11 protein-coding genes are annotated in these 20,694 nt (G+C 42.4%); 10 read left to right on the top strand and 1 reads right to left on the bottom strand.

Annotation, left to right across the window (positions count from 1 at the left end):
- Positions 1 to 50: 50 nt before the first annotated feature.
- The 10 genes from TV75_RS16325 to TV75_RS16280 all read left to right on the top strand — a co-directional run bounded on the left by TV75_RS16325 (position 51) and on the right by TV75_RS16280 (position 17,256).
- Complete coding sequence (locus tag TV75_RS16325; protein ID WP_034762315.1) at positions 51 to 251, top strand: cold-shock protein; 201 nt, start codon at positions 51 to 53, stop codon at positions 249 to 251.
- Between the two features lie 533 nt (positions 252 to 784).
- Entirely contained in the window at positions 785 to 2,230 is a 1,446-nt protein-coding gene (locus TV75_RS16320; protein WP_044339853.1) for a DEAD/DEAH box helicase, read from the top strand.
- A 601-nt stretch (positions 2,231 to 2,831) separates the two neighbouring features.
- The gene (locus tag TV75_RS16315) at positions 2,832 to 3,848 is read left to right on the top strand and encodes a LacI family DNA-binding transcriptional regulator (protein ID WP_044339852.1); all 1,017 of its coding nucleotides are present in this window, start codon (positions 2,832 to 2,834) and stop codon (positions 3,846 to 3,848) included.
- A 160-nt stretch (positions 3,849 to 4,008) separates the two neighbouring features.
- On the top strand, positions 4,009 to 6,117 hold the full coding sequence (locus tag TV75_RS16310) for an amylo-alpha-1,6-glucosidase (protein WP_044339851.1): 2,109 nt from the start codon (positions 4,009 to 4,011) through the stop codon (positions 6,115 to 6,117).
- A 54-nt stretch (positions 6,118 to 6,171) separates the two neighbouring features.
- Positions 6,172 to 7,422, top strand: a complete 1,251-nt coding sequence (locus TV75_RS16305; protein WP_044339850.1) for an ABC transporter substrate-binding protein — start codon at positions 6,172 to 6,174, stop codon at positions 7,420 to 7,422.
- Positions 7,423 to 7,579: 157 nt separating this feature from the next.
- Entirely contained in the window at positions 7,580 to 8,479 is a 900-nt protein-coding gene (locus tag TV75_RS16300) for a carbohydrate ABC transporter permease (protein WP_044339849.1), read from the top strand.
- A gap of 13 nt (positions 8,480 to 8,492) precedes the next feature.
- Positions 8,493 to 9,323, top strand: a complete 831-nt coding sequence (locus TV75_RS16295) for a carbohydrate ABC transporter permease (RefSeq protein ID WP_044339848.1) — start codon at positions 8,493 to 8,495, stop codon at positions 9,321 to 9,323.
- A 516-nt stretch (positions 9,324 to 9,839) separates the two neighbouring features.
- Complete coding sequence (locus tag TV75_RS16290) at positions 9,840 to 10,922, top strand: glycosyltransferase (protein WP_044339847.1); 1,083 nt, start codon at positions 9,840 to 9,842, stop codon at positions 10,920 to 10,922.
- Entirely contained in the window at positions 10,915 to 12,738 is a 1,824-nt protein-coding gene (locus TV75_RS16285; protein ID WP_156142483.1) for a hypothetical protein, read from the top strand. The genes TV75_RS16290 and TV75_RS16285 overlap by 8 nt, the downstream gene beginning before the upstream one ends.
- 207 nt (positions 12,739 to 12,945) lie before the next feature.
- Positions 12,946 to 17,256, top strand: coding sequence for a bifunctional 2',3'-cyclic-nucleotide 2'-phosphodiesterase/3'-nucleotidase (locus tag TV75_RS16280; protein WP_052504590.1), 4,311 nt, complete (start codon positions 12,946 to 12,948; stop codon positions 17,254 to 17,256).
- A 225-nt stretch (positions 17,257 to 17,481) separates the two neighbouring features.
- Here the strand turns inward: TV75_RS16280 and TV75_RS16275 are convergent, their stop codons facing one another.
- Positions 17,482 to 20,643, bottom strand: coding sequence for a bifunctional cytochrome P450/NADPH--P450 reductase (locus TV75_RS16275; RefSeq protein ID WP_044339845.1), 3,162 nt, complete (start codon positions 20,641 to 20,643; stop codon positions 17,482 to 17,484).
- Positions 20,644 to 20,694: the final 51 nt, after the last annotated feature.

Raw genomic sequence — 20,694 nt, 5'->3', positions numbered from 1 at the left:
AACGATAGTAATAAATCGTGGATGCAACATCCGCACAGGAGGAAATACACATGCAAGAAGGTACAGTAAAATGGTTTAACGCAGAAAAAGGTTTCGGATTCATCGAAATCGAAGGTGGAGAAGATGTATTCGTACATTTCTCAGCTATCCAAGGCGAAGGATTTAAATCTTTAGACGAAGGTCAAAAAGTTACATTTGACACTGAGCAAGGTCAACGTGGACTTCAAGCGACTAACGTTGTTAAAGCGTAATAGCTTTTAAGAAAAAGGACTCTCTCAGGAGGGTCCTTTTTTTATTGTCTGGGCTGGGCGGGCCGCCTGCGATTTAGGTGTCATCCAGCTCCGGCGGCTAGCCCCTCGAGGTCATAAGCTAAATTGGCCAGGAAGGCAAAGAACGCCTTCCCGGCCAATTCATCTTATGCTTGTCGGGGCTGGGCGAGCCGCCTGCGCTTTTGGTTATCATCCAGCTCCGGCGGCTAGAGGCTCGAGGTCATAAGTCAAACATGCCAAAAAGGCAAAGAACGCCTTTCCGGCATGTTCGCCTTATGCTTGTCGCCTCTGGGCGAGCCGCCTGCGCTTTAGATATAAAAAGGGACCGACAGCGTTCGTCGGTCCCGGAGACAACATGTTACAAGTTGAAAAATGGTTAGGTAAAGCATAACACACTATTGGAGGAATACCTAAAGATATTTGAAAAGAATTTGCAGGGGGGATATTTCCTTTGAATAGAATCGACACTTCCCCATGAAAATAAGACTAAATGAAGAAATAAATGAGGTATTGAAATGAGTATAAAACAATTTAAGGATTATAAGCTTAGTGATGATATTATTAGGGCTCTATCCGGTTTAGGGTATAAAGCTCCAACCGAGGTTCAATCCAAGGTGCTTCCATTGGCTCTAGAGAAGAAGGATCTTGTTGTGCGTTCTCAAACAGGAAGCGGTAAGACAGCCTCTTTCGGGATACCGATTTGTGAGATGGTACAATGGGAAGAGAATAAGCCTCAGGCCCTTGTACTGACCCCGACCCGGGAACTTGCTGTTCAAGTAAAAGAAGACATCACAAACATCGGAAGATATAAGCGTATCAAAGCGGCTGCCGTGTACGGGAAATCTCCTTTTCACCGACAAAAGCTTGAGCTTAAGCAGAAAAACCATATCGTAGTAGGCACCCCGGGCCGCGTACTCGATCATATTGAAAAAGGAACATTCCCATTGGAAAAGCTTGCGTACCTTGTGATCGACGAAGCCGATGAGATGTTGAACATGGGCTTTATCGAACAGGTGGAAGCGATTATTCAGGAGCTGCCGACGGATCGGGTAACGTTGACATTCTCAGCTACATTACCGGAGGATGTGGAAGCACTCTGCCATAAATATATGAAGGAACCTGTTCATATTGAAATCAAGGCAACAGGTATTACGACAGATAAAATCGATCACTCTTTGATGGAAGTTAGAGAGGAAGGTAAGCTGACTCTTCTGAAAAACGTCACAACTGTTGAAAACCCCGATAGCTGCATCATCTTTTGTCGAACAAAAGAAAATGTGGATACATTATGTGAAGAGTTGGACCGGTCAGGGTATCCTGTGGATAAAATTCATGGTGGTATGATTCAGGAAGCCCGCTTTGAAGTGATGGAAGATTTTAAGAGAGGGGAATTCCGCTATCTGGTGGCAACGGATGTGGCAGCCCGTGGAATCGATATTGAGAACATCACACACGTCATCAATTATGATATCCCCATGGAGAAAGAAAGTTATGTTCACCGCACGGGGAGAACGGGCCGCGCAGGTTCTGCAGGAAAGGCGATCACCTTCTGCACACCTTATGAAGATAAATTCCTTGCCGAGATTGAAGAATATATCGGATTTGCGATTCCAAAGCTGCAGCCGCCGTCGGAAGAAGCAGTGGCAAAAGCAAAGACGGATTTTGAACGAAAATTAGACACGGAACCTGATTTTAAATCAGATAAGAGCGCGCAGTTGAACAGAGACATCATGAAGCTCTACTTTAATGGCGGAAAGAAAAAGAAAATCAGGGCTGTCGATTTCGTCGGAACAATTGCGAAAATCGAAGGAGTGAGCGCTGATGACATCGGGATCATCACCATCCAGGAAAACCTTTCTTATGTGGAGATATTGAATGGTAAAGGGCCGTTGGTCTTACAAGCCATGAAAAAAACCACAGTCAAAGGTAAGGTGCTGAAGGTTCATGAAGCGAGAAAATAAATAATCTATAAAACATGCAGCGGATTAATTGGAATTCGCTGTTTTTTTTATGTTTTGGGAGAACATTTAGACGGGGCCATGAGAAAAAGGTGAAGAAATAGTCCTTTGGTGTTTCTTTCTTATATACGGAGAGTGATATATCAGCGGAATTTTCAATATATCAGCGAAATATTGATTTTATCAGCGATATTTTTAATATATCAGCGAAATCCGGTTTATATCAGCGGAATTTCAAATTTATCAGCGAATCCAGACATTCAAAGGTAGGCTCGACTAGCATTCTGTTGTCCTTCTTCACATCCAGATAGGATCTCAAGTCCATCGGCAAGGATCTGATTATAACGGCGAAATTTTCAATATAACGGCGAAAATCAATTTTTAACGGCGATATTCCAAATTTAACAGCGAAATCCCAATTAACAGCGAAAGAACCATTGAAAACAAGAGAAATTACCAACGACCAACCAGCTCTAAGTTTTGGGACACGGTGCCTGTCCCCATGTCCCAAAAACATCGTTATAGAAAAATAATGTTGTAATCGTTTTCAACCTGTTGTATTATTCAGTTAAAGGAAATCCGAAACGTTTTGGGAGATGTGCAAGTGACTACGATTAAAGATATTGCAAGAGTAGCCGGGGTATCCGTTACGACGGTGTCACGAGCGTTAAATGGGTATTCAGATGTCAATGAAGATACGAGGAAGAAGATTGCTCAAGTGGCAAAAGACTTGAATTATAGCCCTAATTCCATTGCCAGAAGCCTGGTCATGAAAAAGTCGAAAACGATTGGCTTACTTGTTTCCGGATTTACGAAGGAAAGTGTGAAGGATAATTTCATCGTGGAAGTGCTGGCAGGGATTAATGAATTTGTTTCAGGTTCTGATTACGATCTTGTTTTATTCAACACCAATTCTTCGAAGCAGCGTGAGAAGACTTATACGCAGCTTTGCAGGGAAAGAAGAGTGGACGGGGTGATCATCCAGGGGATCAGAACGGATGATCCATATTTACAGGAAGTGGTTGAAAGTGATATTCCTTGCGTATTGATCGACATTCCGCTTGAATCCGAATATGTGAGTCATGTGACGACGGATAATGTATTAGGAGCTGAAAAAGCGGTCCAGCATTTAATCCAATGTGGCCATACAAACATTGGAATGATTAATGGACATGATTATGCGTTTGTAAGTCAGCAGCGTTTGGAAGGATACAATAACGCTTTGCAAGGTGCACAGCTCGAACTCAATTCCAGCTACATCGTAAATGGGGAGTTCACAGAAGAAAGTGGAAAGAAAGCAGCTGCAGCATTACTAACCTCACATCCTGAAATGACAGCATTATTTTGTGCAAGTGATCTAATGGCCATCGGAGCGATGAGTGCGGCGAAGCAGTTGAACATTAGGGTGCCAGAAGACCTTTCGATTGTCGGATACGATGATATCCTGCTTGCATCGTATGTAAGCCCGAAGTTGACCACCGTAAGACAAAATAAGTTTCAACTGGGGTATGAAGGGGCAAGATTATTGCTGGATTTATTGACAAATCAGTCAGGGCCCCATCGAATGGTGCTTGAGACAAGGTTGATCAGAAGGGAAAGCACAAATCATATAAACGAATAAAGGTTGGTATGAATCTTTATGATAAAGCCAACTTTTATTTAGGGCTTAATCCGAAACGTTTTGGAAAAGAGATGATTTTTTTAACGAATTTCCAAAACGTTTCGGAAAACATCGTAATGATCAATAAACAAAAAAAGGTTTGAAAGTAGGAGGAACCACTATGAACTACAGAGTGATTAAAGAAAACAACTTATTTCTTCTTACAGATGAGCAGGGAGATATCATAACTGACCATAGTTATGGGCTTGGTTTATACAAGAATGACACGAGGTACCTTAGCAAATTGAATGTGAAAATCAATCATGAAAAACCGATTCTATTACATTCGGATGGATCGGAAAATTATATGTCTACGATATTATCAACGAATCCCCACCAGGAAGAGGATGGAAATCTCATCCTTTGGAGGGAATCAGTCCAAATCGAGCGTAAGCGCTTTATTTATGATGATGTGTTGTATGAAACGATTACAACAAAAAACTATTATCCAAAGCCTGTATCGTTTGAGTTGAATGTAGAAGTCGATGTGGACTTTAACGATATGTTTATCGTACGCGGGTTCCAAACTGGAAACGTAGGAAAGAGAACAGGTCAGAAAGTTGAAGATCAATCCATCACCTTCCAGTATGAGGGGGCGGACGGTATCAATCGTGCGACAAAAATTCAGTGGGATGCCAATACGAAAAACGTGAATGAAAATGGAGGGATTAATTTCCAGGTAGAGCTTCAGCATGAGGAAGAACAGTCCATTACATTTATAATCGTTCCACTTGAAAATGTAGAAACGAGAGATGATATTTTACCTGTTGAGGAAGCACTTCAAAAATTAAAGGTTTCTTATAAAGAATGGTCGGCTCAGTTAACGAAAGTAGAGACGGATTACGAACCCCTTCAACGTCTGGTGGACAGAGGTTTATCAGATCTTAGAGTGCTATTGACTGACACCGGATACGGAAAGTTTCCTGTAGCTGGTCTGCCTTGGTTCGGAGTTCCATTCGGAAGGGATAGTCTGATTGCAGCCCTGCAAATGATTGCGTTCCAACCCCAGGTTGCAAAAGGCACCCTGTTCACCATGGCGAGTGAGCAAGGGACGAAGGTGGATCCTTGGAGAGACGAGCAGCCAGGAAAGATCATGCATGAAATCCGCTACGGAGAGCTTGCGAATACGGATCAAATTCCGTTTACGCCTTATTACGGAACGATTGATGCAACACCGTTATTCCTTGTCCTATTGACAGAGTATGTGAAATGGACGGGTGACTTGGATACGTTCCACAAGCTTGAAGACAATGTGAAGAGAGCGCTTGAGTGGATCGACCAGTATGGAGATCGTGATGGAGATCTATTCGTTGAGTACCATCAGGAATCATCCAAAGGGATTGCTAACCAAGGCTGGAAGGATTCCGGGGACTCCATCGTTCATCGAAATGGGGACTACGCTGATACACCGATCGCCTTAGTAGAGGTTCAAGGCTATGTGTACCAGGCAAAACGTGGATTGGCTGCTGTTTATAAAGCACTTGAAAAGAAAGAAGAGGCTGTCCGATTAGAGACGGAAGCGAAAAACCTGCAAGAACGATTTGAACAGGAGTTTTGGATGGATGACCTGGAATTCTACGCCATCGCCGTTGATCAAAAGAAAGAAAAGGTCGGTACGATCACCTCCAATCCAGGACATGTTCTGTATTCAGAAATGATGTCAGGTGATCGGGCTGCAAAAGTAAGTCAGACGTTGACGAGTGACAAGATGTTTTCTGGCTACGGAATCCGTACCATGGGGAAAGGTGAAGCCGGCTACAACCCGATGAGCTATCACGATGGCAGCATTTGGCCACATGATAATAGCATGACGTTACTTGGATTAAGCAAATTAGGATTCAAGGAAGAATCCAAGAAAGTGATGAGTGGATTGATCGATGCGTCACATCATTTCGAATACGACCGCTTGCCGGAGTTGTTCTGTGGATATGAGTCTACAATTGGGAAGGCTGTAAAGTATCCGGTCGCTTGTTCTCCACAAGCGTGGGCAGCGGGGACACCACTCGTGTTTATTCAATCTCTATTAGGGTTGTTTCCAAACAGCCTGACAAAAGAAATACATCTTAATCCAATCTTACTTGATGAAATGAATATTTTGACGGTGCAAGATATTACGATTGGTGATGGAGTGCTGTCTCTATCCTTAACGCGAAAAGGAGACAAAATAGAAACCTCCATTATAGAAAACTCAACAGGCTACGACATTGTGAAAGAAAAGCAGACGGTGTAATCACATTCAGGAATAACAATCCTATTTTAAATAAATCAAAAAGGGGTTATGAAAATGGCGAAGAAGAAATGGATCGCGAGTCTAGGTATTACGACGATGTTAGTGGGAACGGTTTTGGCAGGATGCAGTGGATCAGACGAGAAGACGAGTTCAAATGGCTCAGACGGTGAGAAAGTCGAAATCACTCTTGCCGGATGGGGAGGAAATCCTTCAGAACAGAAGCTGTTGACTCAAACGATCGCTGACTTTGAAGAAAAACATCCGAATATTGACGTAAAGCACGAAGTCATTTCTGAGCAGTATATGGACGTCTTGAAAACTCGTTTGATTGGCGGGGAAGGTCCTGACGTTTTCTATTTGGATGCACTTGAAGCTCCTGCACTGATTGAAACAGGGGTTGTGGAGCCATTGGATGATTACGTAACGGAAGATTTCGATGTGAAAGATTTCGAGAAGCCGATGCTTGAAGCGTTCAAAGTTGATGGAAAGACATATGGTTTTCCGAAAGACTATTCGACTCTGGCTCTCTTTTACAATAAAAAGATGTTTGAAGAAGCGGGTGTAGAAGTTCCGAAAACATGGGAGGAGCTTCGTGAAGTGTCAAAGGCTCTGACAAAAGATGGGGTTTATGGATTTGGGGTGGCTCCGGAACTTGCTCGTCTTTACCACATTGCACAGGCAACCGGTGGGGAAGTCGTGAAGGATGATCAAGCGAATTTTGCTTCGGAAAAAGTGGTCAATGCCCTTCAACCGATCATCGACCAGCATAATGAAGACAAAACCTCTGCACAGGCTTCAGAAGTGGGAGCGAACTGGGGAGGAGAAATGTTCGGTCAAGGGAAAGCAGCCATGGTCATCGAAGGAAACTGGGCGATACCATTCTTAGCGGATACGTTCCCGGATGTAGAATACGGAACGGCTGAATTACCGACCATCAATGGAGAAAAAGGGACAATGGCCTACACGGTTGGATATGTGATGAATGCGGCATCGGAAAAGAAGGAAGCTTCATGGGAGCTGATCTCGTACCTCACGGGTAAAGAAGGAATGGAAACATGGACGTCCAAAGGGTTTGCCCTTCCGACACGTAAGTCAGTAGCTGAAAAGTTAGGGTATGACAAGGATGAATTACGAGGGGCACTTGTAGCCGGAGCTCCATATGCAACGGTGTGGGCAGAAGGAAAGAATCTGCCGATCATCATGAATAATTTTAACAACCAATTCATCGCGGCCTTCCTGGGAGACCGACCATTGGATGAAGCACTGAAAGAAGCACAGGAACAAGCGAATAGCGAAATTCAATAATACTTTAAAGGTACCTGGCACTCATGATGGTGTCAGGTACAACTTTAACATTGACTGTATTCTTTCTTTTGAGGTCTTGATAAGGCATGACAGACCTCGGCGGAAAGAATACAGGTAATAGCTGTAGATCAGAGACAGATAGAAGGTAGGGATAAGAATGAACAAACAATCTTCTAAGAAGAGATTACAGGATGCAGGGCAAGGATACTTATTTATGTCTCCCACGCTGTTTGTATTAGCGGTGTTTATTATCGGGCCGATTCTTTATGCCATATTTTTATCTTTTCATAAGGTTCAACTCCTGGGGGATATGAGTTTTGAATTTGTTGCATTTGAAAATTTTGCGAGGATCATGGAGGACAACAGGGCCATCATCGCTCTGAAAAACACGGCGAAGTACGTACTGATTGTTGTGCCTACACAGACATTTCTGGCTTTGGTGCTGGCAGCGACGTTAAACGCGGGATTGAAGGGTGAGAAGCTTTTCAGGATTGTCTATTTCTTACCGACCTTAACGTCTTCAGCCGTGCTGACGCTGATCTTTATGTGGATGTATAACAAAGAAGGACTGATCAACAACCTTTTAGAAAAAGTGGGCTTGCCTACGTATAATTTCTTAGGTGATCCCGATATTGCCCTGAATGCCATTATGTTGATGAACATATGGGCAACGGCACCATTTTTCATGGTCATCTATCTTGCAGCGCTTCAGGATATTCCAGACTCGTTATACGAAGCGGCTGAACTGGACGGAGCGAATGCGATACAGAAGTTCTTCTATGTGACAGTCCCGTTTCTAAGGCCGGTTACATCATTCGTCGTGATCATGGGGGTCATCGGCACGTTCCAGCTGTTTGATCAATCTTATATTTTCTCAGGTGGATCCGGTGGACCGAATAACTCGACGTTAACGGTTGTCCTCCTAATCTATCAATATGCCTTTAAATCACTGGGGACCATGGGATATGCTGCGGCACTTGCCTTCGCGCTTGCACTTATCATCCTGGTGGCGACATTGATTCAACGTAAATTCTCTAAAGAAGAATCACTCTATTAAGGGGGATGGAAGCATGAATTCGAAGAAAAAGACGTTCAGTAAACGTCTTCTATATATTGTCCTGATTGGTTATGCCATCACCACTCTGATTCCATTCTTATGGGCACTCTCATCTTCTTTTAAGACATTAGAAGAAATCATTAGTGGAACGATGAATTTCATACCGAAGAATTTCACATTGGATAATTATAAACAAATCTTTATCGAGCAGGAGCTATTTCCAAGATGGTTATTCAATAGTTTATTCATCGCAATAATCGGGACAGCCTTGAATATCATCTTTAACTCCATGGCCGGGTACGCCTTGGCGCGCTTAAGCTTTCCAGGGAAAAAGGCATTATTCATCATGATCCTGGCGGTCCTTATGATCCCTGCTCAAGTGACGATGATCCCGAACTATTTAATTTTAAAAGAAATCGGCTGGCTTAACTCGTATCAAGGGATGATCGTACCGGCCATGATCAATGCCACCTTCATCTTCATGATGAGACAATTCTTCATCAACTTCCCGAAGGAACTGGAGGAGGCTGCTCAAATCGATGGTCTAAGCCGTTTCGGAATCTTCTTCAAGGTGGTTTTACCATTAGCAAAACCAGCATTGGCCGCACAAGCAATCTTTGTCTTCATGGGGTTCTGGAACAACTTCATGACCCCGTTGATTGTCATGACCGATACGGAAATGTATACATTGCCATTAGGATTGAACACCTTTAAAGGTCAATACGTCAGCTACTGGAACTACATCATGGCGGCATCCATGGTCTTTACACTGCCGGTACTCCTTCTGTATGCATTCTTTAATCGCTACTTTATTAAAGGAATTTCATTCACAGGGGGGAAATAGGAATTGGAGGGCTTCTCTTTTAGGGAGGTCCCTTTTTGTATCTATGGAGTGAAGGATATAAAAAATAGAGTCGGGAAGCAGGAAAGTTGATGGAGTTGTTTCTTTTTTCGCTAAGTTGGTCGTGGTTTATGGTATTGGGGGACATATTGATGGGGGATAGGGGTTCATTTTGCCATTAGAGATGGATTTATGAGCGATATTTAGAATATATCAGCGAAATCTGGATTTTATCAGCGAGATATCAAGTTTATCAGCGAAATCGGGAATATATCAGCGAAATCCAATTTATATCAGCGAATGATGGCAGCAAAGACTGCGGGCACTGCCTTACGTGGGACAGAGTGCCTGTCCCCTCGTCTCGGAGGTGTGAATTTGTGTAGCTTGGGTATTGCGAGTGGAGAGGATATGTTCTCAAGTCTCAATCATGTAGTTTTTATGAAAAGATTGCTATTTTATTGAATTTCGAAGTTGGTTTAGTTATAGTGGGGTAGATTGAAATTTTTGGGAGGAGATACAATGAAATCCATACATGATATTGCCATCATCATTCCCGCCTATAACCCAGATGAAAAATTGACTACTTTAGTGAATGAAATCATTTCAGCTCAATTTTCACGAGTTATTATTGTAAATGATGGAAGTAAAAAAGAGTGTTCCAGAATTTTTAAAGAGTTAGAAGGAATGAAGGAATGTGTGGTTCTGCACCATAGTGTGAATCAAGGGAAAGGTCGGGCATTGAAAACGGCTTTTACATACTTTAATGAGAATTATAACGACTCAATGGGCCTCATTACGATTGATTCCGATGGTCAACACACATTGGAAGATATGAAAAAAGTAGCAGCTAAATTAATGGAAAGTCCAACTAGTTTAGTACTGGGCTCAAGGAACTTTTCAGAAGAGAATATTCCGTTTAGAAGTAGATTCGGGAATAATCTTACAAAGGTAGTTGTGAAATTTGCCAGCGGTATCAAAGTCTCGGATACGCAAACTGGATTGAGGGCCATTCCTGCATTATTTGTGGATGATCTGCTAGAGGTGAAGGGAGATCGATATGAATACGAGATGAACATGTTGCTGGAATGTAAGAAAAAGAATATTAAAATAGAAGAAGTAAAGATCAAAACGATTTATATAGAAGAAAATAAATCATCTCACTTCAATCCCATTAAAGATTCTATCAAAATCTATTCAGTGTTCCTCAAATTTATTGCATCCTCTTTTGCATCATTTGGGATAGATATCGTTTTATTCATGATATTCTCATTGATGTTGAAGGAAGTGTTACCCGATTCATTTATCATCGTCTCGACAGTGCTCTCAAGGGTTTTATCTTCATTCATTAATTTTATGATTAATAGAAACGTAGTATTTAAATCCAGTTCATCGAATACAATGGTGAAATATTATTCCCTGAGTATTGTGCAGATGGGGATTTCAGCACTGGGGGTACACTATATTTATTCGGCTGTAAGTTCTGGGGAGGTAGTTATTAAGGTAATCGTAGATTCGTTGTTATTCCTTGTTAGTTTTGTGATTCAAAGAGAATGGGTTTTTAAAAATGAAGTTGGTCGTCGTGAGCTGTTGAATAATGAGTAACAGCATTGTTTCGTTTTTATTATTATTCGCGTCCTTAAGCGGATGGGGACTTCTCTCTTTTAATAGGATAAAAGTGCACATCGCTTTTATTCCCATCTTTGTCTTTTCATCCATTACGACAGTTGTGTTTTGTGCGGGTCTAATTAATATTATGCCTCTAGCAGTAAATCTCATTTACTTCTCGGGGCTTATTCTTTTTGGTGATTATCTTGTCCTTTATTTAAAAAGGAAATATACATTAATGCCGTTGCTTCATCCCAGTATCATTGTATTTGCACTGTCATTACTTGCTATGATTTTCTACCTAAAGGGACTGATCTTAACACACTATGATAATTTTAGTCATTGGGGGTTAATTGTGAGAGAAATGGCACTGATCAATGGCTTACCCGACAGTTCGACGATTGTGACATTTCAAAACTATCCTCCGGGCAGTGCAGTCTTTATTTATTTCATATTGGAAGTATTAGGGAAACATGAAAGTTATGCCTTAATGGCACAAGCATTTTTAGCCCTCTCTTGTGTCGTGACCATGTACTATTTTAGTAAATGGAAGAGACCTGCAGTCATTCTTTTGACGATGGCGGCAAGTATGACTCTATTGCTCGTCAATTGGGGAAGTTTCTATAACCTTTTAGTGGATATCTTATTAGGATTGGTTGCTTTGGCCACCGTTATTGTAGCGTTTTATTATAGAGATGACTGGAAGAAGCAGGTGATTGTGAATACACCCATCTTGATCCTCCTTATGCTATTAAAGGACAGCGGGAAAATCTTTCTGGCATTTAATGTCATTCTCATTCTAAGTTTTATCTATTCAAATTTCATACATAAGAAACAAATTACGAAAGATGTAAGAAAGATTGTCTATCATGCTTTATTCTGGCTGATTGGGTTACCAATGTTCCTGAATTATTTATGGATAAAATACACCATTAAGGCTTACCAAGCGGGTTACGGTGCAAACAAGTTTGCGGTAACACCGGATAAAGTCGCGAGTAATGAAAAGTCCTCAGAGTTTATGGATCAGATCGGCCCACAGTTATGGAGGGCCTCTACAAATTTAGAATCGAATAACTTTAAAGCTGTCGTTATTGTAAACATAATTGCCTTCATCTTGTTGGTCTTGATGTATACGGTCAATAGAAAGATATCCAAGCTTTTGGTATTCTCCATTTTCATTTCAAATAGCTTTTACATTTTATACATGTTCTCTCTCTATTTCATGTATGTGTATTTAATGCCGGAATTCGAGGCAGCGAGAATTGCTGGTTTCGGCAGGTATCAATCCACGATCATTATCTATGTGATTGGTATATTAATGACAGCTATTATCCATGAGTGGAGCTCTTATTTAAAAAAGAGGCCGATTTCGAAAATGATTACTCTGCTTATACTGGGGAGTCTTTTTATATATCCATTTAGCGGAAACATAAAAGTGATTGCGGAAAAACCGGAAACGATTTCCTCAATCAGGTGGGAAGTGAAAAACAAATTTAGCAAGATCACATCAACGGGAGCCATTGATCCAGAGGTGACATATTATAGTCCTGAGAGTGAAGATGATAGAGGTTATTTGAAATATATCGTTTCTTATGAGCAGCTATCTATGAACTATTCGATCAGGAGCGGGTTGGGTTCTGAGGAAGAAAAGGAAAAGTTCTTTACAAGCCTCAAGATGTCGGACTTCCTAGTCGTATTGGATTCGGATAAAGCGATGAATGAGTGGCTTTTAGAATATATAGACGTGGATGATCCTGAAGGAGTTTATAAAGTTCAGTATCAAGATGATGAGTGGACACTTACTCCTATTTGATTAAGAAGACTATGAAACTTTTATAGATTCATAGTCTTCTTTTATTTGTTCGAAATTTATTAAATTTTGTAAAAAAATGATAGTAAATGACAATTTCCGAAGTATAATTGACTTAGATCATTCAGATTAGAACAAAAAATGAGTCAATTCGACTGTTTCATGGATCTGAGTTGTTCCTTACATATTATTTTGAGAGGGTTGAATGGTTTGAACAATGGAGTAAAAAAGAAGTTAAGTAGTATTGCTCTGTCAACTTTAGCTTTAGGTATGATTGCTTCTCCGGTGGGGGGGACGGTTTCGGCAGAAAAAGCGCCAACTAATGTGTTATCGAATGATGCTTATGTGAAATTGAAGATAATGGAAACGACCGATGTTCATGGAAGTTTAATGGATCATGACTATTATTCTGATAAACCTGTTGAAAATGGACTTGTTCGCCTTTCAACTTTGATCAAAAAAGAACGTGAAGAAAACCCGAATAATTTACTGTTGGATAATGGTGACCTGCTACAAGGAAATCCGTTCACTGATTTTATAGCTAAGGTCGATCCCTTAACATTTGTGAATCGTTTATCAGGCGATGATCGTTATGAAACGGCCGTAGAGGTATCGAAAAAAGGCTGGGAGAAGTCTGATACAGTAGTCATCGCACGTTCTGATGATTTTGCCGATGCGTTAACGGGGGCGCCACTGGCTTATCACTTGGATGCTCCGATTCTATTGACAGGGACGAAGAGCTTAAATGCTAAGACAAAGGAAGAAATCAAACGTCTTGGTGCGAAAAAAGTGATTATTTTAGGCGGGAAAAATGCCGTTTCTGCAGATGTACAAAGTGAATTAAGCAAAATGAAATTATATATTAAGAGAATCCAAGGTTCTGACCGGTATGAAACGGCCTCCATGATTGCAGAGGAAGTTGGAGGAAACACGGACACTGCCATCCTTGCATACGGATCCAACTATCCGGATGCCATTGCGATTGCACCATATGCTGCAAAGAATGGGTATCCGATTCTTCTGACAAAGAAGGATAGTGTACCAGGAACGACAACTGAATCTCTCAAAGGGAAAGATAAGACCATCATTGTAGGTGGACCTGGCGTCATCAGTGAAAAAGTTGAAAAACAACTGGAAAACCCATCGCGGATTTTCGGTCAAAATCGATTTGAAACCTCACTCAAAATTGCTACCGAGTTAGATAAAGTAACGGATAAAGTATTTGTCACAACAGGAAGAAACTTTGTGGATGGATTAACGGGATCAGTTCTCGCAGCCAAGCACGATGCTCCTGTCCTTTTAGTGGAGAAGAATGCGATGACGGATGCTGCCAAGCAATTGAGTGATAGCAAGTACGTCTCCATTCTAGGTGGAGAAAATGCCGTATCGGAAGGGTTGATCGAAAACGAAACCCATCCGATCTATGAAGCGATGAACTTGTTGGATTATGATGCTGCAACTCTAGGAAACCATGAATTTAACTATGGTTTAGACTTCCTGGAAAACAGCATCAAAGGGGCAAACTTCCCATATGTGTCAGGGAACGTGTATAAAGATGATCATGACCAGGACCCGTCAAATGATGAAAACCTTGTAAAACCATATAAAATCGTGGACAAAGAAGTCGTTGACGAAAAAGGGAACAAGCAAACGGTCAAGGTCGGTGTCATCGGTTTCGTGGCTCCTCAAATCATGCAGTGGGATAAAGCGAACCTCGAAGGTAAGGTTGTAACGGAGGACGTAGTGGCGTCAGCAGAGAAGTGGGTTCCGAAAATGAAGAAGGATGGAGCAGAAGTAGTTGTTGTTCTCTCCCATTCAGGTTTTGATAAAGACAAATCGAATAAAGAAAATACCGTGTACCCATTAAGTGAAGTAGACGGAATCGATGCGATACTTTTCGGGCACACTCATCTGTCCTTCCCGGGAGATGCCTCCTACAACTCACTTGAAGGAGTGGATAATAAAAAAGGAACAATCAATGGTGTGGCTGCCGTTCAAGCGAATGTAGACGGGAAAACACTTGGTGTCATTGACTTAACCCTTGAACAAGTGGGCGGTAAGTGGAAAGTGAAGGACTCTCAATCGGAAGTTATTTCTTCTGCAGGAGTAACGGCGGATAAAGAAATGGTTGATGTCTTAAGAGATTCTCATGACAGCACCATTGAATACATCAATGGTGAAGTGGGTCAAACAGAAGCCCCGATTCACAGCTTCTTTGCACGGGTACAGGATGATCCATCCGTTCAAATTGTCAGTAACGCTCAAAAAGAGTATGTAGAGAATGCGTTAAAAGGAACTGAATACGAAGACCTTCCTGTCCTTTCATCTGCAGCTCCTTTTAAAGCTGGAAGAAATGGTGCCGGTGAGTACACGAATATTCCTAAAGGAACAGTGACGATTAAGAATGTTTCTGACCTATATAAGTATCCGAATACGGTTCAAGCGTTACTTTTAACAGGTGCACAAGTAAAAGAATATATCGAATGGACAACTGGGAACTTTAATCAAATCGATCCGGCGAAAACGGGTGAGCAGTCCTTGATCAATAAGGATTTCCAAGCTTACAACTTTGATACGATCGATGGTGTGACGTATCAAGTGGATGTTACGAAGCCTGCTAAATATGATCAATCAGGGAACGTGGTCAATGCAGGAGCTAGCCGTGTGAAAAATTTAATGTACAACGGTAAGCCGGTAGAGGAAGATCAGAAGTTTGTCGTGGCAACGAATAACTATCGTGCTTCATTCACTAAGCTTGCGAATCCTGATGGGAAACGAGTGATCTATGTTTCACCAGACGAGAATCGTCAAGTAGTCATGAACTACATTATTAAAAACAAAACGATCAACCCGACTGCCGATAAGAACTGGACATTTGCACCGATTTCTGGAAATGTTGATGTCACATTTGAGTCTTCTCCGGAAGCGAAAACGTTTGCTGAGCAAACATCGAATATTCATCATGTCGGCGAAGGTACGAATGGATTCCATAAATACAAGATTGATTTTCCTGCAGAAGAGCCATTTGAAGTTCAATTATTAGGCATCAATGATCTTCACGGGCAATTGGACACGTATAACAAAGGTTTGAATGCTGGTGGGATTGAATACTTGGCTGCCCATTTAAAAGAACGTGAAGCAACGAATCCTAACACACTTATGGTGCATGCAGGAGATGTCGCCGGGGCAAGTTCTCCAGTATCTGCGCTATTACAGGATGAACCAACGATTAAAATGCTAAACGAAATAGGTTTTGATGTAGGAACTGTAGGAAACCATGAGTTTGACGAAGGTGTAGATGAAATGATGCGCCTGATCGACGGTGGAAGACATTCAAAAACCTACTCTAAATACGGGGTATTTGAAGGGGCGAATTTCCCTTATGTAGCGGCGAACGTAGTGGATAGCAAAACGAAGGAACCGATTCTTTCTCCATATGTGGTGAAAGAGGTTAATGGAGTTCCAGTTGGATTCATCGGAGTTGCTTTCTCTGATACACCTGGAATCGTCACACCAAGTGGAACAGCGGGAGTCACATTTACGGATGAAGCAGAAGCGATTAACAAATATACGGCAGAACTTAAGGAAAAGGGTGTAGAGGCGATTGTCGTCCTTTCCCATAACCCGGTGAAGTCAAACACTGATGGAACCAACCCTACAGAAGAACTGGCTGATATCGCAACAAAAGTAGACGATGAAGTGGATATTATGTTTGGTGGACACAATCATCAGTATGCCAATACCGTTGTGGATGGAAAGCTTCTTGTTCAATCGTATTCTTATGGTACAGCGTTTTCGGATGTTGATTTCGTGATTGACCCGGCCACCAAGGATATCACGTCGAAAAAAGCGGAAATCGTATCTGCCGTCAGAACCATTACGCCAGATGCCGGGATTAAAGAAATGCTTGATGAATATCTTGCGGATGTTGCACCTATCCTGAATGTGAAAATTGGGAACACAACAAAAGGAATCAGCAGGGATCAAAATCCTGATGGCGAGTCTGCAATGGGTAATCTGATTGCAGATGCCATGAGAAGTCATACAGGGACAGACTTTGCCTTTATGAATCCAGGAGGTATCCGTGCAGAAATCGATGCAGGTGAAATCACCTGGAAAGAAGCCTTCACTGTTCAGCCATTCGGTAATGATCTTGTAACGATGGATCTGACTGGACAGCAGGTTTATGAACTATTCGAATCTCAATGGGCGAAGGACCCTAACGCTCCACGAATCTTACAGATTTCCGGATTGAAGGTTTCGTATGATAGCAGTAAACCTGAAGGAAGCAGAATCAAATCTGTTACAACCGGAGACGATCAACCGCTTGACCTGACAAAAATATACTCCATTACGGTGAACAATTTTATGGCAGGTGGCGGTGACGGATACTCGGTTCTATTAGAAGGTAAGAATCAAGTCATTGATATCGTAGATTTAGAAGCTTTTGTAAACTACATTAAAGCACAAGAGACAGTAGATCCTGTTGAAGAAGGACGTATTACGAAGGTTAATAAGTAAAGATTTGTTTGAAAGCACCGGAATTATCCGGTGCTTTTTTGGCGTGTTGTTTTGTAATGGGAACATTTAAGGGATTTGGAGATAAGCTGCGTGATTGATTGATATGGTTGGAGGTAGGGGAGGGGCACCAAAAGGGTCAAAAGCATTTCTAAATGATTCCCGGGATCACCTGCAGACCCACAAAAAAACAGCGAACCCTACAAAGGTCCGCTGCTCTATTTCTCATTAAGCCCCTGCCCAAACATCCTTGGCATATCGACCATCTTCTTCTAGTGATCGCAGCCATGCGGCGGATTTTTCCCTCGTTGTTTGATAGAAATGCATATAGCTTTCTACTAATGTGTTCTCAACATCGGGTGCCATTTTCCCACCGTCTCCACAGATGTATAAGCGGCCGCCCTCTTTCAGTAAAGGAAGGATGTCTTCAGCGTTTTCCGCCAATCGGTGCTGGACGTACGCTTTTTCTTGACCAGGGCATCTTGAGAAAGCCGTGTGAAGAGTGACGATTCCATCCATTTCGGCCTTCTCCAGTTCCTCTTGATATAAGAAATCATGTTCTGGATTGCGGCAGCCGAAGTAAAGGTGGGCTGCTCCCAGCGTTTCTCCTTTTTCTTTAAGGATGCGGCGTGCCTGGATAAATCCTCTGAATGGTGCAATTCCTGTTCCGGGTCCGATCATGACGATCGGTGTTTCGGTTTCGTCCGGAAGCTGGAAGTTCGATTGAGGTGTAGAGATAAAGCAGGCTACTTTATCACCTTCGGAACGTTCAGCCAGATAGTTTGATGCGATGCCTTTGTATTCTCCATTTCCGTTCCATGCTTCTCCGCGAACGACACTGACCGTGATGCTCGCTTCTCCTTCTTTGTAAAGGGGGGAGCTTGAAATCGAGTAGTATCTTGCTTTTAGTGCCGGTAGTAAAAGCAGGAACTCTTCAAACGGAATTTCACATGCAAGGTACTTTTCCACGAGGTCCAACATGGTAATCCGTTTACCTAGAACTTCTCTCTTATATGTTCCATCCTCCAATAGCTCTTCAAGCTCTACCACATGGGGAGGACATACCGTATGAGCTGCAAGTGACCTGATTTGCGAACGTGTAGCGGGTTCTTGGAATTCCACATAATTTGAGAGTAATTCCTTAAGATTGACCGGCTTCCCTGTAGGAAGATGGACTGCTTTTCCCGGATCTCCAGTCAGTTGGACATAGTCCTCGCCGTTCAGGTTGAATCGACTGAGCACTCGCTCAACAAGAGTGCCTGGATTCCGTGGAAGTACACCAAGATGGTCTCCTTCCTGATAATCTGCACCCTCTGGAAGAGTCAGCTCAATATGTCTTGTATTCCTTCCACTTTCCTCATGCTGCAATTCAATATTCCTACTTACCACCGAAGTAAAGGCATGATGGGTGCGGGCAAGTGGTGTGTCACTGACATCACTGACAAAATTCATCGTGATCGAGCTGCTGTCTCCACCATTTTGATGAAGTTCAATGTTCAATTCTTTTGCGAGGTTCGGCCAAAGTACTTCCGACCAATTCTCGTAGTCCCCTTCAAAATCGTCGCTTGCATCACCATGACCGGTTTTCGACAGGCGACGAGCCCCTTTTTGTTCCATCTGCTCATCAATGAAAGTAGGAATGCGTTGGTACGTAGTGGCCCAGTTGTGATCGCCACATCCGAATACCGCATAGCGAACACCGTTCAGTGTTCCTTCATCCGTTTCTTTTAACCAAGAAACGAATTCGTCCGCATTGTCCGGCGGATTTCCATTATAGGAAGCAGAGACAATGAGAACAGCTCCTTCTGTCGGCAGGGCACCTGAATAATCATTTAAAGGAGCAACCTCGGTCGTGAATCCTTGTTGACGGCCTGTTTCAGCAAGATCTCGGGCGATTCCTTCAGCTGTCCCCATGTTCGATCCATACAGAATATAAAGTGGAGTACCATGAGACTTAATAGCAGGTGCTGGTATTTTTTCGGATTGTACTTCCTCAGAAGATGCAGCCGTAAAGGAAATGTCCGGTTTCCGCGGTGAAACGCGCATCTTTAAACCATCCGGCTTGAGGGTCAAGGTTTCTTTCATTTCCAATTGATAGTCTCTATGATCAATCAGGTCAAAGTGCTGCAAGACCATCCCAAGAACAAGGGTCGCTTCGTGCAGGGCAAACTGCTGTCCGATGCAAGCGCGCTGGCCGTTTCCAAAAGGTTTGTAGGCATGATAGGGGATCGAAGACGTGTCCTCGAAACGTTCTGGTTTAAACGATTCTACATCATCTCCCCAAACGGATGAATCACGGTGAAGCTCTGGAATAATAAGGGTGAATACATCATCTTTTTTAACGTTGTATTTCCCATTCAGCGTTGTGTCCTCCTTTGCGTATACGGAAAATGCCGGTGCGGTCGGCCATAGACGAAGAGCTTCATTAAGCACCATGCGAACATATTTCAATTTCTTCACCTGTTTATAATCGGGGACATCCTCACCGAGCACTTCATCTACTTCTTGCTGAGCTTTTTTCAATTTTTCAGGATTATTCATGAGATAGTAAATGGCAAATGACAGGAGCCCACTCGTTGTTTCGTGTCCTGCAATTAAAAACGTGATGATTTGAAAACGGATGTTTTCATCATCCAACGCTTCACCTGTTTCCGGATCGGTTCCTTTTAACATATGAGAGAGTAAATCATCCTCGCCCTGGTCACCATTTTGTTTCCGTTCCGCAATCAATTCATCAACAAGGGAGAACATATATTGAATGTCTTCCTTGAATTGTTTTTTAGATTTGACCATCAATTTATCTTGAACACCAAGCCGCTGTGTTTGATTCATGGCTTCATCCATTGCCCGGACCATACTGTCGACAAATGGGTGAGGGGTTTCCCGGTAAAAGCTATTAAAACGGTAATTAAACCCGCAAAGACCGATCGTATCCAACGTTAAGCGAGTCATATCTTCAGGAACATCGATTTCATCAGTGGGATTTAAACGGGCCCACTTTTGAATTAGCTGGGTGGCGAGATCGATCATTTTAGCGTGATAGCCTTTCATTGCCTGCTGGCTGAAGCTTGGCAGCAGGATATTATGCGCCTTTTTCCAATTTTCTTCCTTCGTTTCACTGGTGAAAAGCCCGTCGCCGCCAAATGCCCTTACTTTTTGCAGGGCAGGTCCGACTTTCTTATCAAAACGTGTTTCGTCGCATATTTCTTCAGCAAGGGAGGCACTCGATACAAATGTACTCATGCGCCCAGGAAATTGAAACTGAAAGATCGGGCCGAGCTCTCTCGCTAGTTTCATATAGGATTGAAGGGGTTTGTCTTTATCAATGACCGGCAAACTGCCGAGGGGGCCATATGTCTTAGGCTGAGGAAGTTGATTTAAGTTTGTCATGTAATAGCACCTCTTTAGAAAGATTTAGTACGGAATGAACGTTCATTCCGT

The sequence above is a fragment of the Rossellomorea aquimaris genome, assembly GCF_000935355.1.
In the GTDB taxonomy this organism is placed as follows: domain Bacteria; phylum Bacillota; class Bacilli; order Bacillales; family Bacillaceae_B; genus Rossellomorea; species Rossellomorea aquimaris_B.
Note: the sequence above shows the minus strand (reverse complement) of the source record. Positions and strands in the feature narration are given on the sequence as shown.